Consider the following 16,299-nt stretch of genomic DNA (forward strand, 5'->3'; position numbering starts at 1 on the left):
ATGAAGCATATGCTCACGTTGCAACATGTAAGGAATGAGGAACTTTGGGAGCTCATCTTACGTGCCGATGAATTTGCGAAAAACAAGCATCCATTACAAACACCACAGCACTTTGTGGCCAATCTCTTTTTTGAAGCGAGTACACGAACAAAATGTAGCTTTGAAGTCGCTGAGCGAAAGCTAGGGCTATCGATTATCCCTTTTGAAGCCTCGACCAGTTCTGTGGAAAAGGGGGAGTCACTGTATGATACAGTTAAAACCCTAGAAGCCATTGGCGTTGACCTTGTTGTGATTCGCCATCCTCGGGAGCAGTTTTATGCGCCGCTGATGGAACAAACCTCTTGTGCCCTCGTCAACGCTGGCGATGGCTGTGGAGACCATCCGACACAATCGCTGCTTGATCTATTGACTATCTATCAGGAGTTTGGTGGGTTTAAAGACCTCAACATTGTCATCGCTGGCGATATACGACATAGCCGCGTGGCACGATCGAATGTCCAAATGCTGCACCGCTTAGGGGCTAAGGTCATGCTTAGCGGGCCAGAACGATGGCGTGATACGATGTTAGAACAGTCCGCGCCTTATCGATCTTTTTCTCAGGCAGTCAGGGAAGCCGATGTTGTGATGATGCTCCGTGTACAAAAGGAACGTCATGACAATCAACTGCTTGAAACGAACTACTTAGAACAGCACGGGTTGTCAGAAGAGCGCGCTGCAACAATGAAGCCTACTGCCATTGTGATGCATCCAGCCCCAGTAAATCGTGGAATTGAGCTCGCTGATGCACTTGTCGAAGCGCCAAACTCACGCATTTTTAAACAAATGGAAAATGGTGTTTACGCGCGCATGGCTGTTATACGTTCAATACTTGAAACCAAAAGGAGAGAATTAACGCATGGGTATCGTATTCAAGCGAGTCAAACTGTATCAAGCATCTGAGCATTTGGTGGACGTGTTTATTTCCGAGGGACGAATTGAAAAGATTGCTGCGACTACACTATCGAGTAACGATGGTTATGAGATTATTGAAGGCAATGAACGTACACTCCTCCCAGGTCTAGTTGACGTCCATGTACATTTGCGCGAGCCCGGTGGCGAGAAAAAGGAAACGATTGAAACCGGCTCAAATGCGGCAGCCCGTGGCGGATTTACAACCATTTGTGCGATGCCTAATACGCGCCCTGTGCCAGATTCGTTAGACGCACTTGAGGGCATCCTAGGACGTATGCAGGAGAAAGGCGTTGTTCGGGTTCTACCTTATGCTGCGATCACAAGAAACCAAGCCGGAAAAGAGTTAGTAGATGTTGAAGGTCTAGCGAAGATGGGTGCCTTTGCTTTCACAGATGATGGCGTCGGGGTACAAAGTGCGGGTCAAATGCTAAAAGCAATGAAGGCAGCGTCTGCGGCAGGTAAGGCGATCGTTGCTCATTGTGAAGACAACACATTATTGAATGGCGGTTCCTTCCATGATGGAAAAAAAGCAGCCGAGCTAGGGTTGTCCGGAATTTCTTCCATTTCGGAGGCTGTGCATATTGCGCGCGACGTGCTGCTTGCTGAAGCAGCCAATTGTCATTATCATGTGTGCCATATTTCAACGAAGGAATCTGTCCGCGTCGTTCGTGATGCTAAAAAAGCGGGTATTCGTGTAACAGCTGAGGTCACGCCACACCATTTGCTGCTCTGTGAGGACGACATCCCTGGCGTGGATCCACAGTACAAAATGAATCCACCGTTACGTGCTAAGGCAGACCAAGACGCACTATGGGAAGGGCTACTGGATGGCACGATCGACATCATTGCTACAGATCACGCACCTCATACAGAGGAAGAAAAGGCGAATGATCTTCATCACGCACCGTTTGGCATCGTTGGTCTGGAGACAGCGTTCCCGCTGCTCTACACGCACCTTGTGAAAACAGGGAAGGCATCGCTCGCTCAACTCGTTCACTGGCTGTCTACGAAGCCAGCAGAGCTGTTCCAATTAGATGCTGGAACGATCAATGTTGGTGCTGTAGCTGATCTGACGCTCGTTGATGTCGAAAAGGTGACCGACATTGATACAACTGCTTTTGCTTCAAAAGGGAAAAACACACCATTTCAAGACTGGACATGTCAAGGCTGGCCAGTTGCCACGATGGTCAACGGACAAATCGTGTGGAGAGAGGACGATCAAAGATGAAGAAACAATTGTTGCTAGAAGATGGATCAGTGTTTATCGGTGAAGCGTTTGGCGATCAAAGGGATATTGTCGGCGAAGTCGTATTTAATACAGGAATGACAGGCTATCAGGAAATTCTGTCGGACCCATCCTATTGTGCACAGCTTGTAACACTCACCTACCCATTAATCGGAAATTACGGCATAAATCGTGATGATTTTGAATCCATTTCTCCGTCGGTCGGAGCGTTGATCGTAAAAGAGGCTGCGCTTCATCCGTCGAATTGGCGTAATGAGGAAACGTTAGATTCCTTTTTAAAAGCCAAAAGCATCCCGGGGTTAAGTGGTATTGATACCCGACGTCTTACACGTTTAATTCGCCAACATGGAACATTAAAAGGCATGATTTGTCCATTGGAGACATCCGTAGAGGATGGTATGGCTTTGCTTAAAGAGACGCCTCTACCGACAAAGCAAGTACGCGAAGTGTCAACACGTTCTTCCTATAGTGCACCAGGTCGTGGCGATCGGGTCGTTCTAATTGATTATGGAATGAAGCACGGCATTTTACGAGAACTTACTGCACGGGGCTGTGACGTTGTCGTCGTTCCTTTTAACGCGACGGTTGAGGAAGTGCTACGATTGCATCCTGATGGGGTGATGCTCTCCAACGGTCCAGGCAACCCGGAGGATGTGCCCGAAGCTGTTGAAACGGTTAAAGCTTTGATTGGCAAAGTCCCTCTCTTTGGAATTTGTTTAGGCCATCAATTGTTCGCTCTTGCCGCAGGTGCACGGACGACAAAAATGAAATTTGGTCATCGTGGATCAAATCATCCAGTCCAAGACTTAAAAACGGGCAAAGTTGACATTACATCGCAAAACCATGGCTATACCGTTGAAGAATCTTCACTCGATGGTCTAAATATTGAGGTTACCCATCGTGCTCTAAATGATGGAACGATTGAAGGGCTTCGTCACAAACACGAACGTGCCTTCTCTGTGCAGTACCATCCAGAAGCCTCACCTGGCCCAGAGGACGCCAACCATCTGTTTGAAACGTTTATGGAAATGATACAGACTCATAAGGAGGAGACATCTCATGTCAAAGCGTACTGACATTAAAAAAATTCTCGTTATCGGGTCAGGTCCAATCATTATTGGACAAGCGGCTGAATTTGATTATGCAGGCACACAGGCTTGCCAAGCACTAAAAGAGGAAGGCTATGAAGTCGTCCTAGTGAACTCAAATCCAGCAACAATTATGACAGATACAACAACGGCAGATGCGGTTTATATCGAACCATTAACGCTAGAGTTTGTTGCGAAGATTATTCGTAAGGAACGCCCTGATGCATTGCTTCCAACTTTAGGTGGACAGACTGGCTTGAATTTAGCGGTTGAGCTTTACAATGATGGGGTGCTTGAGGAGTGCGGTGTTGAAATCCTTGGAACAAAGCTATCAGCCATTCAAAAAGCTGAAGACCGGGACTTATTCCGTCAGCTCATGAATGAGTTGAACGAGCCTGTTCCTGAAAGTGACATCATTCATACACTCGAGGAAGCTCGTTCATTTGCCGCTAAAATTGGTTTTCCTGTCATCGTTCGTCCTGCCTACACACTTGGCGGAACAGGAGGAGGCATTTGTAAGGATGCAGAAGAGTTGGACGAAATCGTACAAAGCGGTTTAAAGTACAGCCCTGTCACACAATGTCTCATTGAAAAAAGCATTGCCGGATTAAAAGAAGTTGAATATGAAGTGATGAGAGATAGCGAAGGTCAGGCGATCGTCGTTTGTAACATGGAAAACTTTGATCCTGTGGGCGTGCACACAGGCGATTCAATCGTTGTTGCACCTAGCCAAACGCTAAGTGATAGAGAATACCAGTTGCTTCGAAATGTATCTTTGAACATTATTCGTGCCCTTGAAATTGAGGGAGGTTGTAACGTACAGCTTGCCCTTGATCCAGACAGCTTTCAATATTATGTCATTGAAGTAAATCCACGCGTCAGTCGTTCGTCTGCCTTAGCATCAAAAGCAACAGGCTATCCGATTGCGAAGCTTGCGGCGAAAATCGCTGTTGGGTTAAGCCTAGCAGAGATGAAAAATCCGGTAACGGGGAAGACGTTTGCTTGCTTTGAGCCTGCGCTTGATTATATCGTCACAAAAATTCCTCGCTGGCCATTTGATAAATTTGAATCGGCGAACCGCAAGCTTGGTACACAAATGAAAGCGACAGGGGAAGTTATGGCAATTGGCCGTAGCTTTGAGGAATCGTTGCAGAAGGCGATTCGCAGCCTTGAAACCGATGTCGACGAGCTTCTACACGATTCGTTCCGTGAGGTGGAGGATTCGGAAATTCGCAGGCGTATCGTTGAGGCAGACGATGAGCGTTTGTTCCTCTTTGCCGAGGCATTGCGACGCGATTGGTCGATCAATGACCTTCATCGGTTAACAAAGGTGGATTTTTTCTTCCTTCACAAGCTCGCTGGTTTGGTGTCGTTTGAAAAAGCCTTGTCAGGCGCTGTGAATGACATTGAAATGCTCCAATTGGCTAAAGAAAAAGGCTTCTCAGATAAAACCATTGCTCGTGCATGGAACATGTCAGAGGCGGAAGTCAATGACCTTCGTCAAGCGAACATCATCAAGCCAGTTTACAAAATGGTCGACACCTGTGCGGCAGAATTTGAATCAACAACACCATATTATTATGGGACATATGAGGAAGAAAACGAGTCCATTGTCACAGAGCGACCATCCATTATGGTGTTAGGCTCAGGACCGATTCGAATTGGTCAAGGAATTGAGTTTGACTACGCTACGGTTCACTGTGTCACGGCGATCAAGGAAGCCGGCTATGAATCCATTATTGTCAACAACAATCCTGAGACAGTGTCCACCGATTTCAGCATCTCGGACAAACTTTATTTTGAACCGTTGACCGTTGAAGATGTGATGCACATTGTCGATCTTGAAAAGCCACAAGGGGTCATCGTCCAGTTTGGTGGACAAACCGCCATTAATCTTGCTGAAGGTTTAGCCGAGCGAGGCGTAACGATTTTAGGAACGTCGTTGGATAATATGGACCGTGCGGAGGACAGAGATCGTTTCGAACAGGCGATGAAAGAACTACAGATTGCCCAGCCTGATGGAACAACGGTCACGTCTGTCGATGAAGCCATTGAAGCAGCTTCGGGCATCGGTTATCCTGTGCTCCTTCGTCCTTCCTATGTGCTTGGTGGACGTGCAATGGAGATTATCTACGAAGAATCTGAGTTGCTGCGCTATATGAAAAACGCTGTGCGTGTTAGCCGTGACCACCCTGTATTGATTGACCGCTATCTAACAGGGAAAGAAATCGAAGTGGATGCCATTTGTGACGGTGAAAATGTCGTCATTCCAGGTATTTTAGAACATATCGAGCGAGCGGGTGTCCACAGTGGGGATTCCATCGCGGTGTATCCACCTCAAAGCCTAAATGAAGTAGCCTTGAAAGAAATTGAGACGCAGACGATTGCCCTTGCAAAAGGCTTAGGGATCATTGGATTGTTAAACATTCAGTTTGTCATCCATAAGGATAAGGTGTTTGTGCTTGAGGTCAATCCGAGGTCTAGCCGCACGGTGCCGTTTTTGAGTAAGATTACAGGCGTGCCAATGGCCAATATAGCCACAAAGGTCATCCTTGGCCAAAAGCTGGCACAATGGGGCTACCAAACAGGGATTCAACCATTGGCGGAGGGGGTTTATGTGAAAGTTCCAGTATTCTCTTTCGCAAAACTTCGCCGGGTCGATATTACGTTAGGTCCAGAAATGAAATCAACAGGAGAAGTCATGGGGCATGATCAAACGCTTGAGAAAGCTCTTTACAAGGGCTTGATCGCTTCAGGCATGAATGTTCCAGCCTATGGAACGATCTTGTTTACGATTGCCGACAAGGACAAAGAAGAAGCTGTGCCGATCGTTCGACGCTTTCAACAAATTGGCTTCAATGTTCTTGCGACAGAAGGCACAGCCGGAGAGTTAAAAGAGCAGGGCATTCATGTTGGTGTGGTAGAAAAAATCGGCGGGAGCGGTGAAACACTAATTGATGTCATTCGCAGTGGCAAAACGCACTTTGTTGTTAATACGTTGACAAAAGGCAAGCAACCCGCGCGTGATGGTTTCAGAATTCGTCGTGAGGCAGTCGAAAACGGTGTCGCCTGTTTGACATCACTCGATACAACAACAGCCATTTTACGTGTCTTGGAATCGATGAGCTTCCAAGCGCAACCAATGCCATCGTTTGCTCAGCTGAAGGAGGCCAACCTTCTATGAGCATCCAAAAGCAGCTGCTTACCCTCGTTCAGCAAAATGAGATAGCTGCCAATGTGTATGAGGCCGTGCTTGAAGGTGAGCTTGTTTCGCAAATGACATCGCCAGGTCAATTTATTCATGTAAAGGTTCAGGAGGGCTCAGTGCCGCTCCTGCGCCGTCCTATCTCGCTCTGTGATGTTGACTTAGCATCACAGCGGCTAACGATTATTTATCGCGCACAAGGAGCGGGAACGAAGGCTCTTGCTGCCCTTCAGCCGGGGGCAAAGGTTGATGTACTAGGTCCGTTAGGGCAAGGGTTTGATCCAGAAATGAAGTCGAACGCATCCGCGCTTTTAATTGGCGGAGGCGTTGGCGTTCCACCAATGTATTATTTGTCCAAAGAGCTTACGAAACGTGGCGTTAAAGTGTCCCATATTCTCGGGTTTGACAGCGCTCGGTCGGTGTTTTACGAGGAGGCGTTTGCGACGCTTGGTCCGACAACGGTGACAACGGTGGACGGGTCCCGTGGGCAAAAAGGCTTTGTCACAGACGCGTTGAGTCATTATGGGAAGCCTGATCGTGTGTATGCCTGCGGACCTTTGCCGATGCTAAGAGCGTTGGAGGTGGCATGCCAAGACGACGAACTCTACGTGTCTTTAGAAGAACGAATGGGTTGTGGTGTCGGCGCATGTCTCGCCTGCGTATGCCGCACGAATGAGAGCGACACGGCGTATAAAAAAATCTGCACAGACGGCCCAGTTTTTCGTGCAGGAGAGGTGGTGCTTTAATGGATATTTCCGTAAGCCTGCCTGGGCTTGAACTGAAAAATCCGATCATGCCAGCATCTGGCTGCTTTGGGTTTGGGAAGGAATATTCTCGTTTCTATTCTTTGTCAGAGCTAGGTGCAATCATGATCAAGGCGACGACACCAGAGGCTAGATTTGGAAATGAAACACCCCGTGTTGCAGAAACGGCATCCGGCATGCTCAATGCGATCGGCCTGCAAAACCCAGGTTTAGACAAGGTGTTTAATGAAGAATTGCCATGGCTTTCACAATACGACGTTCCAATCATTGCCAATATTGCAGGGAAAACCGAAGAGGATTATGTAGAGGTTGCCAAAAAACTGTCAACGTCTCCTCATGTGGATGCCCTCGAGCTAAACATCTCCTGTCCAAATGTGAAAGAAGGGGGCATTGCGTTTGGTACGGTGCCAGAGCTTGCAGCATCGTTGACTTCTGCCGTCGTCAAAGCGTCAAACGTTCCTGTCTATGTAAAGCTCTCGCCAAACACCGCTGACGTCGTCGCCGTTGCCAAGGCCGTCGAAAACGCAGGGGCCGCAGGACTGACGTTAATCAATACACTCTTAGGCATGCGCCTTGATGAAAAAAGTGGTCGACCTGTACTTGCAAACCATACAGGAGGTTTATCCGGCCCGGCGATTAAGCCAGTTGCTCTCCGCATGGTGTATGAAGTGTCTCAGGCCGTGTCTATTCCGGTAATTGGCATGGGCGGTATCGAGACGGTACAGGATGTGATTGATTTTATTTCCGCAGGTGCCAGCGCAGTGGCGATAGGAACAGCGAATTTTGTGAACCCTTTCGTTTGCCCAGAGTTGATTGCAGCCCTCCCAGAAGCATTGACACAAGTTGGGGCTGAGCGTATTGAAGACATTCAAGGAAGGAGCTGGAAAAGCCTTGCTGAAGCCCGTCATCATCGCACTTGATTTCCCTGATAAAAAAGAAGTTCGCCAATTTTTACACCCTTTCGGTGATCAGCCGGTATGGCTTAAGGTTGGCATGGAATTGTTTTATAAAGAGGGGCCAGAGCTCGTTCGTGAGTTAAAGGCGGCAGGCCATTCGATCTTTTTGGATTTAAAGCTCCATGACATTCCAACAACCGTTCAGAGAGCGATGCGTCAAATTAGCGGACTTGACGTTGATCTTGTAACCATTCATACAGCTGGTGGAACAGAAATGATGAAGGCCGCCGTTGCTGGACTTGAGGAAGGGGCCAGCGGCGTTCGCCCACGTTGTGTTGGCGTGACAGTACTCACGAGTACAAATGAGCATATGCTGCAAACGCAGCTTGGCTGGCAAGGAACAGTAAAGGAAGCCGTTCATCACTTTGCTAAGTCCGCAAACGAAAGTGGACTTGATGGTATTGTGTGCTCGGCACATGAGGCAGCCGATATTCGCCAAACCTTTGGTCCTGATTTTTGGTCGGTTACTCCTGGCATTCGACTTGCCGGTGATGCGGCTAATGATCAAAAACGCGTGATGACACCAGCCGAAGCTAGAGAGGCAGGCAGCACGGCGATTGTGGTCGGTCGAAGCATTACCAAAAAGGCGCAGCCGTACGACGTTTATCAATCGATTGTAAGAGAATGGGAGAGTGCCTGACGATGACGTATGAAAAAGACGTAGCGAACGCATTACTCGATATCGGCGCCGTTGCGATCCAGCCGAAAGCCCCGTTTACGTGGTCATCAGGCTTGAAGTCGCCGATTTATTGTGACAACCGTTTGCTGATTAGTTACCCGACGATCCGTCGTTCGATTGCAAGTAAGCTAAAAGCGTCCATTGTCGAAGCTTTTGGCGACGTCGATGTCGTTGCAGGAACCGCAACAGCCGGGATTCCGCATGCCGCTTGGGTGAGTGAGCTGCTCGACTGCCCAATGGTGTATGTCCGTGGCAAAGCAAAAGCACACGGCACAGGTTCGCTTATTGAAGGCGTGATTCAAAAGGGTCAAAAAGTGGTGGTTATTGAGGATTTGCTTTCGACTGGACGCAGCGCGATAAGTGCCGTTGCCGCCTTGAGAGAAGAAGGCGCAGAAGTCGTTGGGATCGCCTCAATTTTCACATACCAGATGCAGGAATGTGAGCGCCAGCTACAAACAGCTAACACGAAAGCCATTTCCTTGTCCTCCATTTCGGCCTTGCTTGAATTGGCAAAGGAACGTGGACTTGAGGAGAAAGAAGCTGAGGCAGTGCTCGCCTGGGTGCAAAAACCCGAAAAAGAAGACTGGCAGCTGTAAAGCGACAATACGAAAAGGATGACCTGCGTAAAGGGACGCGGGTCATCCTTTTTGTCTACGTGACGTGCCTCATCAGTTTTCTTTTAAACTTTTGACTTCAGGCATTGGAGAGCCGAGTGTAAGGGAGAGGAAGTAGCTTCCTCCTTCTGAGTACTGGTCAACATTTACCACTAAAGTACTGGTATCCTCGGCCTCCCAGCGAATTTCAATGTGATTGTCTTTCATGGCTGTATGATGATTTAGAGGCTCGGATTCGGTAGATGTAGGCCCGGGTAATGCAGAGGAAAGGATTTGTTCAATGTATTCCGCGAGTTGGTCGAACGTATCTGGGTTGGCTGTTGAAAACACGTACCTACCAGACACAAGTTGGTGATCCTCGAAGGTGTAGATCATATTTTGCTTGATGTTCTCATACAAAGGAAATTCACCTTCAACAACATAACGGTCTGCATCATCAAGTGGGGTTCCTTGTAAATTTTCATGTTCAGCAATTTCATCGGAGGACGTTAACCAATCGAAGCCTTGAAAAACAAAGGAATTTTGCGTGTAGATGTTTTCTACAAGCGGCTCAAGATGTTCCGGTTGTGAACTGCTTTGGTTGGAGCCAGAGACTCCAGAACATGCGGACAGGATGAATAGTAAACTTAGTAAAACATGAAAGTTATTAATGAAAAACCTCATTTCGTATCACTCCTTTAAAATTAGTTTAATAAAAACTCAATTTTCGCACCTTACACGTACATTTAGCAGACACGCTTATAGTTGAGGCAAAACCTATAATTGTGTTGGGGTTGCTTTTTATACAAGCTGCCATACGCTCGCTTCCACCCTTAAGGGCACAAGTGCATTATCGATTCGATAAGACCTCGTCGTGATTTTTTTGCCGCTGGCGTCTCGCTAATGGCTGCTTTTCATGATACATTCATTTTTTTATGACATGAATTAAAAAGGGACTTATCTCGTTATCTGCTTAGTTACGAAAAGTCGATCTTTATATAAAACAGGATTGTGAGCATTGACACCTTTATAGTTACTGAATACATCAGGAGTTGTTCTCAAGATGTCAATCGATCTATCTCTCCTTGCTTCCGCTCGGGTACAGCAAGCGTTAATGTGATTTTTACTCTGCGAAAGGTGTCTAATTAAAAATATAATGCGTTTTTGAAATACATCGTTGTAGCCAAATTAAGATAGGCAATATCCTTCTCCATTCGTTTGTATCCACCGGCAGAGAACCATCTTCCCGGTTTAATTCCACTGTCATATTATTACTTGAATTCGATGACAGAATCGAGATTTACTCCTTAAATAATGTTTCTTGATATGATCGTTGAATTGATTGATAATAAACTAAATGAGAGGTGAATTAAATGAATGGTCATCAACTATTAAGCAATCATAGGCATGAAGTTTTATCGTTTGCTAAGGAGAATGGAATTGTAAATGTTCGTTTATTTGGTTCAACAGCCCGAGGGGAAGATCATAATGAAAGTGATATCGATTTATTAGTTGACATCGAAGACGGATGTACATTATTTGATGTTATTCGATTCAAACAATCCGTTGAAGATCTTTTAGGAAAAAGAATAGATGTTGTCTCTGAGCACGCTTTACACCAAACCATACGTGGTTCAGTATTGGATGAGGCTGTAGATTTATGAAAGACAACAAATTGTATGTGTCCCATATATTAGACAGCTTGAATCAGATTGAATCTTATTGTTCAGACGGAAAAAACAGCTTTTTTCAATCCAGATTGATTCAAGATGCTGTCATTCGAAATTTGGAAATTATCGGTGAGGCGACAAAGCAACTTTCAGGAGAGTTCAGAAAGAAGCATGATCATATTCCATGGCGAGAAATGGCAGGATTAAGGGATATTTTAATTCATGATTATTTTGGAGTTGATTTGCGAACGGTATGGGGAGTTATTGAAAAAGAATTGCCAAAACTTAAAAAACAGGTACAAAAGATAATAATTGAATGGTGATCATTGTTCGTTGAGTTTATTTCATGGGGTAAAGAAAGCAGGCTGATGACAACCTCTCGCTTTCGTTATTGCTGCGCATTGAAAGACAAACGTTTTCATTCAGCCTGAATCTAGTGTAGCATTTGTAGCCCGGGGTGAAAGCGAGCGTATGGCTCGCTTTCACTCAAGGATGTCAACCGTTCATTTCTTCATTTACCGTCTTAATCCCAGCACCGCTTCCTCATCAGGCGTCACATACACCGTCTGCTGTTCATCGTAAATGACAAAACCTGGCTTGGCTCCACGAGGCTTGCGCACATGCCGTATTTGCGTATAATCTACCGGCACAGACGACGATTGCCCTGCTTTGCTGTAAAAGGCGGCGATCATGGCTGCCTCCCGAATGGCTTGCTCTGATGGTTCATCTGAACGGATGACGACGTGAGAGCCAGGAATGTCCTTCGTATGAAACCACATATCACTTTTATGGGCAAAACGGTTTGTGAGGTATTCGTTTTGCGTATTGTTTTTGCCTACATATATCGGAAAGCCATCAGAGGATTCAAATTGAGAAAGCGTTGGTTTGTCTTTTGCTTTCTTTTTCGCTGGTGCTTTTCGCTGCTTGAGAAAGCCTTCTTGGATCAGCTCTTCGCGAATTTCGCCAATGTCTTCTGTTCCCGCCGTTAGCAGCTGACTGACAAGCGTATCAAGATAGACATTTTCCTCTTCTGTCTCTTTAATCTGTTCATGCACAAACGTTTTTGCTTTTTTTAGCTTCGTGTATTTTTGAAAGCTTTTCTGCGCATTTTCAGCGGCTGATTTATGTGGATCGAGTGTGATGGTCAATGTTGGCTGTGATTCTTCGTAATAGTCGAGCACATCGACGGTTTTATCGCCAGGTTTAATCAGATGCATATGGGCCGTTAGCAGCTCGCCTTTTTTCTTATAGCTGTCGGCTTTTTCAGCATCCTTTTCGGTCAGCTGAAGTTTTTTTATCTTTTTTTCATTCTTTTTCATTTCATTGCTTAGCAGCCTGCTAATGTCGTGGCTTTGCTGTCTCACACGGTCACGTTCGGCTTTTCCAGTGAAGAATCCGTCCAGCATGGCTGAAGCTGACTGGAAATGGATCGTCTCACCAGTAAATTGAGGTAAAGGGAGAACATAAAAAAACGGCTTGCTTTCTTTATAATGTAAAAAGTCGAATGTATTGCTACGAATCGTTTTCATCGTTTGAAGAAACGCAGTAATCAATCCATCCTTTTGACCAATTCCTGCCGACTTTACGATGGATTCGGCAAGCAATGGAGAAACACCCTCGAATGCATTGACGAGCTGTCCTGAGAGCTTACCCGCATTAAAGTCGAGTGTACGAAGCACATCCATCTCACTGGCTTCCAGAGGATTGTGTTTGCCTTTGCCAGGAGGTTGAACGTACGGTCTGCCTGGCAAGACAGTTCGATGGCGATTCACTGAAGGACCTAAATGCTTAATGCTATCGACAATGGTTTTCGTGCTGCTGTCAACAAGCAATAGATTGCTATGCTTGCCCATTAATTCAAACGTCAGCTCTTTAAAAGACGTATCGCCAATTTCCGTTTTTCCTCGCGCTTTTAGCGTGACAACACGTTCCAAGCCAAGCTGCTCAATATCCTCGATTATGCTGCCTTCAAGATGCTTCCGCAGCACCATACAAAACATTGGTGGTTCTTTCGGGTTCGTGCGCTTTTCAGTCGTCGTATGAAAGCGAGCATAGCTTGGATGCACGGAAAACAATAACGTTATGTTTTCTCGTTGAGCCCGTACCGTAAATAACACATCTGTGTCGGAAGGTTGATAAATTTTTGTAATCCTTCCACCCATCAGCTTCGACTTTAATTCTTCTACGACGGCTCTCGTTACAATTCCGTCAAAAGACATCATTATCACCTCATTATTCCACCTTTTAGTATAGCAAATTGAAGCGAAAACCTCCATGCTGAACACCTAAAACCTCCATCTATCGGTAGCATCTTTTTGTACAAGCTTGAATAAGATGAATACTGATAGAGGAGGTCGAAGAAAGTGCAGTGGTACAAAAAAACAACTGATGAGACAATGAACGCCTTTCAAACGAGTCAAACACATGGACTTACGGCAGTGGAGGCATCTGAGAAGCGACAAGCAGAAGGAGATAATGTCATTCATGAAGGAGAAGTGTCGTCGCGTCTTCAAACATTCCTCCTTCAATTCAAGGATTTTATGGTGCTTGTGCTTATTGCAGCTACCCTTGTATCAGGTTTGCTAGGAGAATACATTGACGCCCTAGCCATTTTGGCCATTATTCTTCTAAACGGTTGTTTGGGATACATTCAAGAAAGAAAGGCAGAAAAATCCCTCGCATCCTTAAAGGCGTTGTCTGCTCCACAGACGCTTGTGCTTCGGGATGGCGCATGGGAAAAGGTGCCTTCGCTTGAATTGGTCACTGGAGATATTATTCGGCTTCAAAGTGGTGATCGTGTAGGCGCGGATTGTCGACTACTTACAGCAGATCGGCTTCAAGTTGATGAATCGGCGCTAACGGGGGAATCGTTGCCAGTTGATAAAACGACTGCCGCCTTGCTAGCGGACGAGTTGTCGTTAGGTGATCAGGAAAATATGTCGTTTATGGGCACGTTGATTACGCGTGGCTCAGGGACGGCCGTCGTCACGGCGACGGGTATGCAGACGGCCATGGGAACGATTGCTGACTTAATTCAATCATCTGCTTCAATCACCACTCCTTTGCAGCGCAAGCTTGAGGAACTGGGGAAAATTCTAATTGTTGCTGCGCTTGGGTTAACCTTTATCGTCGTGTTGCTTGGTATATGGCAAGGTCATGAGCTTTATACGATGGTCCTTGCGGGCGTTTCACTTGCTGTCGCAGCCATTCCAGAAGGGCTGCCGGCCATTGTGACGGTTGCTTTGGCTTTAGGCGTTCAGCGAATGATACGGCGCAATGCGATTATTCGTAAGCTTCCCGCAGTGGAAACGCTTGGCTGCACATCGGTGATATGTTCCGACAAAACGGGGACGCTCACCAAAAACGAAATGACGGTGCAGCGTCTGTGGGCAGGAGGGGAAGAGTGGCAGGTGAGCGGATCGGGGTATGCTCCTAAAGGCAGCTTTCACATTCCTGGCTCGCCTGATACGGAGGTTGACGCTCGTCATGCTCCGCAGCTTCAGCAACTCCTAACCTTTGGTGCACTATGCAATCACGCGGACATCCAACTGGATGAGTCGGGGCAGTATAAGCTGCAAGGGGATCCGACAGATGGAGCGCTACTTGCGGTGGCTTCAAAAGCGGGCATTGATCGAAAAGGACTGCTTGACGATTTCACAGTCGTGCAGGAGTTTCCGTTTGATTCGCAGCGTAAAATGATGAGTGTGATTGTGCAGAACAAAAAGAATGAGCTCTTTGTCATAACGAAAGGAGCGCCAGATTTTATAAGTCAACGATGCAACCGGCGCATTCATAACGGGCGGATCCAGCGGATGGGGACGACGGAGACGAGACAAATGGCAGATGTCGTTGATCAAATGGCAGATGACGCTCTAAGAACACTCGCTGTTGCGTATAAAAAGCTCGTTTCGATTGACGAGGCAAAAGACATTGAACGTGTTGAAAGTGAGCTTGTCCTCGTTGGTGTTGCAGGTATGATTGATCCGCCTAGAGAAGGGGTAAGAGAGTCGATTGATGCCTGCCGCGATGCAGGCATCCGCACGGTGATGATCACGGGGGATCATGCGAAAACGGCTGCCGCTATTGCTGGGCAGCTTGGAATGAGACGAGCAAATGGGCGTATTTTAGAAGGACGGCAGCTTGATCAAATGTCGGCAGAAGAGCTGGCAACAGACATTGATCATATTGATGTGTTCGCTCGCGTGTCGCCTACTCATAAATTACGCATTGTGCAAGCGTATCAAAAAAGGGGTCATGTCTGTGCGATGACGGGCGATGGGGTCAATGATGCTCCTGCCATAAAAGCCGCCGATATTGGCATCTCTATGGGGAAAACAGGAACCGATGTGGCGCGCGAAGCCTCTGATTTGATTTTGACTGATGACCGTTTCGAAACGATTCAAGCCGCCGTGAAAGAAGGCCGCAACATTTACGAAAATGTCCGTAAGTTTATCCGTTATTTGCTTGCCTCCAATGTTGGAGAAATTTTAGTGATGTTGTTTGCGATGTTAGCTGGTCTTCCTTTGCCGTTGGTGCCCATCCAAATTCTTTGGGTGAATCTTGTGACGGATGGTTTGCCGGCACTCGCCTTAGGGATGGATCAACCTGAAGATGAAGTGATGCGACGTAAGCCCCGACCTTTAAAAGAGGGGATTTTCTCACGAGGACTCGCATGGAAAATTATCTCGCGAGGATTTTTGATCGGAGCTGCCTCCTTGCTAGCCTTTTGGCTGACGCTAAATGAATCCGGGGAACTCATTGAAGCACAAACGGTTGCTTTTTTGACGCTTGTGATGGCGCAGCTAATCCATGTGTTTGACTGTCGAAGTGATCATTCGATTTTTCATCGCAATCCATTTCAAAATATGTTCTTGGTTGCGGCAGTCCTGCTTTCTTTTCTCATGGTACTTGTTGTTGTCTACGTCCCAGGTCTTCAAACGATTTTTCACACCGTTCCAATTGGCTGGAGAGAATGGTTGCTCGTGCTCGGTATGGCTGCTATTCCAACGTTTTTGCTCTCCATATTCCATTTTCAGTCAGGTGCAAAGCAGCTTCAGCGAAGAAAACCAGGCGTCGCATTAAAATAATTCGAACCAAACTCAAGTGCCGTAGGTTACGCGGCACTTGTTCTTGTTCGTAAAATAAAT

General features: G+C 46.7%; 13 protein-coding genes. 11 read left to right on the forward strand and 2 right to left on the reverse strand.

Features of this window, described 5'->3' with window-relative positions:
- The 8 genes from EV213_RS04135 to pyrE are packed head-to-tail and all read left to right on the forward strand — an operon-like array spanning position 1 to position 9,485.
- Complete coding sequence (locus EV213_RS04135) at positions 1 to 939, forward strand: aspartate carbamoyltransferase catalytic subunit (protein ID WP_133579222.1); 939 nt, start codon at positions 1 to 3, stop codon at positions 937 to 939.
- Positions 896 to 2,179 (forward strand): dihydroorotase, encoded by a 1,284-nt coding sequence (locus EV213_RS04140; RefSeq protein ID WP_133579223.1) that lies wholly within the window; start codon positions 896 to 898, stop codon positions 2,177 to 2,179. Before EV213_RS04135 ends, EV213_RS04140 begins: the two co-directional genes overlap by 44 nt.
- The gene (locus tag EV213_RS04145) at positions 2,176 to 3,273 is read left to right on the forward strand and encodes a carbamoyl phosphate synthase small subunit (RefSeq protein WP_133579224.1); all 1,098 of its coding nucleotides are present in this window, start codon (positions 2,176 to 2,178) and stop codon (positions 3,271 to 3,273) included. The genes EV213_RS04140 and EV213_RS04145 overlap by 4 nt, the downstream gene beginning before the upstream one ends.
- Positions 3,257 to 6,469, forward strand: coding sequence for a carbamoyl-phosphate synthase large subunit (gene carB / locus EV213_RS04150; RefSeq protein ID WP_133579225.1), 3,213 nt, complete (start codon positions 3,257 to 3,259; stop codon positions 6,467 to 6,469). Before EV213_RS04145 ends, carB begins: the two co-directional genes overlap by 17 nt.
- Complete coding sequence (locus EV213_RS04155) at positions 6,466 to 7,236, forward strand: dihydroorotate dehydrogenase electron transfer subunit (protein WP_133579226.1); 771 nt, start codon at positions 6,466 to 6,468, stop codon at positions 7,234 to 7,236. The genes carB and EV213_RS04155 overlap by 4 nt, the downstream gene beginning before the upstream one ends.
- Positions 7,236 to 8,174, forward strand: a complete 939-nt coding sequence (locus EV213_RS04160; RefSeq protein WP_133579227.1) for a dihydroorotate dehydrogenase — start codon at positions 7,236 to 7,238, stop codon at positions 8,172 to 8,174. Before EV213_RS04155 ends, EV213_RS04160 begins: the two co-directional genes overlap by 1 nt.
- A complete protein-coding gene (gene pyrF / locus EV213_RS04165; RefSeq protein WP_133579299.1) occupies positions 8,146 to 8,850 on the forward strand; it encodes an orotidine-5'-phosphate decarboxylase in 705 nt (234 codons plus the stop codon). Before EV213_RS04160 ends, pyrF begins: the two co-directional genes overlap by 29 nt.
- Before the next feature lie 2 nt (positions 8,851 to 8,852).
- The gene (gene pyrE, locus EV213_RS04170) at positions 8,853 to 9,485 is read left to right on the forward strand and encodes an orotate phosphoribosyltransferase (protein WP_133579228.1); all 633 of its coding nucleotides are present in this window, start codon (positions 8,853 to 8,855) and stop codon (positions 9,483 to 9,485) included.
- 72 nt (positions 9,486 to 9,557) lie between these two features.
- Here the strand turns inward: pyrE and EV213_RS04175 are convergent, their stop codons facing one another.
- Positions 9,558 to 10,166, reverse strand: coding sequence for a hypothetical protein (locus EV213_RS04175; protein ID WP_133579229.1), 609 nt, complete (start codon positions 10,164 to 10,166; stop codon positions 9,558 to 9,560).
- Between the two features lie 689 nt (positions 10,167 to 10,855).
- Between EV213_RS04175 and EV213_RS04180 the strand changes: the two genes are divergently transcribed.
- Together EV213_RS04180 and EV213_RS04185 are read left to right on the forward strand one after the other, a co-directional pair.
- The gene (locus EV213_RS04180) at positions 10,856 to 11,146 is read left to right on the forward strand and encodes a nucleotidyltransferase family protein (protein WP_133579230.1); all 291 of its coding nucleotides are present in this window, start codon (positions 10,856 to 10,858) and stop codon (positions 11,144 to 11,146) included.
- Positions 11,143 to 11,475, forward strand: coding sequence for a HepT-like ribonuclease domain-containing protein (locus tag EV213_RS04185; RefSeq protein ID WP_133579231.1), 333 nt, complete (start codon positions 11,143 to 11,145; stop codon positions 11,473 to 11,475). The genes EV213_RS04180 and EV213_RS04185 overlap by 4 nt, the downstream gene beginning before the upstream one ends.
- Before the next feature lie 192 nt (positions 11,476 to 11,667).
- On the opposite strand, the gene EV213_RS04190 is transcribed toward EV213_RS04185, so the two are convergent.
- Entirely contained in the window at positions 11,668 to 13,371 is a 1,704-nt protein-coding gene (locus EV213_RS04190) for an Rqc2 family fibronectin-binding protein (RefSeq protein ID WP_133579300.1), read from the reverse strand.
- 144 nt (positions 13,372 to 13,515) lie between these two features.
- On the opposite strand from EV213_RS04190, the gene EV213_RS04195 reads away from it, so the two are divergent.
- Entirely contained in the window at positions 13,516 to 16,239 is a 2,724-nt protein-coding gene (locus EV213_RS04195) for a cation-translocating P-type ATPase (RefSeq protein ID WP_133579232.1), read from the forward strand.
- Positions 16,240 to 16,299: the final 60 nt, after the last annotated feature.

The organism is Aureibacillus halotolerans, assembly GCF_004363045.1.
GTDB lineage: Bacteria > Bacillota > Bacilli > Bacillales > DSM-28697 > Aureibacillus > Aureibacillus halotolerans.

What these genes read in the sequence shown, in the direction of transcription:
- EV213_RS04135 (WP_133579222.1), top strand. Translation starts at nt 1, where the DNA reads ATGAAGCATATGCTCACGTTGCAACATGTAAGGAATGAGGAACTTTGG.
- EV213_RS04140 (WP_133579223.1), top strand. Translation starts at nt 896, where the DNA reads ATGGGTATCGTATTCAAGCGAGTCAAACTGTATCAAGCATCTGAGCAT.
- EV213_RS04145 (WP_133579224.1), top strand. Translation starts at nt 2,176, where the DNA reads ATGAAGAAACAATTGTTGCTAGAAGATGGATCAGTGTTTATCGGTGAA.
- carB (WP_133579225.1), top strand. Translation starts at nt 3,257, where the DNA reads ATGTCAAAGCGTACTGACATTAAAAAAATTCTCGTTATCGGGTCAGGT.
- EV213_RS04155 (WP_133579226.1), top strand. Translation starts at nt 6,466, where the DNA reads ATGAGCATCCAAAAGCAGCTGCTTACCCTCGTTCAGCAAAATGAGATA.
- EV213_RS04160 (WP_133579227.1), top strand. Translation starts at nt 7,236, where the DNA reads ATGGATATTTCCGTAAGCCTGCCTGGGCTTGAACTGAAAAATCCGATC.
- pyrE (WP_133579228.1), top strand. Translation starts at nt 8,853, where the DNA reads ATGACGTATGAAAAAGACGTAGCGAACGCATTACTCGATATCGGCGCC.
- EV213_RS04175 (WP_133579229.1), bottom strand. Translation starts at nt 10,166, where the DNA reads ATGAGGTTTTTCATTAATAACTTTCATGTTTTACTAAGTTTACTATTC.
- EV213_RS04180 (WP_133579230.1), top strand. Translation starts at nt 10,856, where the DNA reads ATGAATGGTCATCAACTATTAAGCAATCATAGGCATGAAGTTTTATCG.
- EV213_RS04185 (WP_133579231.1), top strand. Translation starts at nt 11,143, where the DNA reads ATGAAAGACAACAAATTGTATGTGTCCCATATATTAGACAGCTTGAAT.
- EV213_RS04190 (WP_133579300.1), bottom strand. Translation starts at nt 13,371, where the DNA reads ATGTCTTTTGACGGAATTGTAACGAGAGCCGTCGTAGAAGAATTAAAG.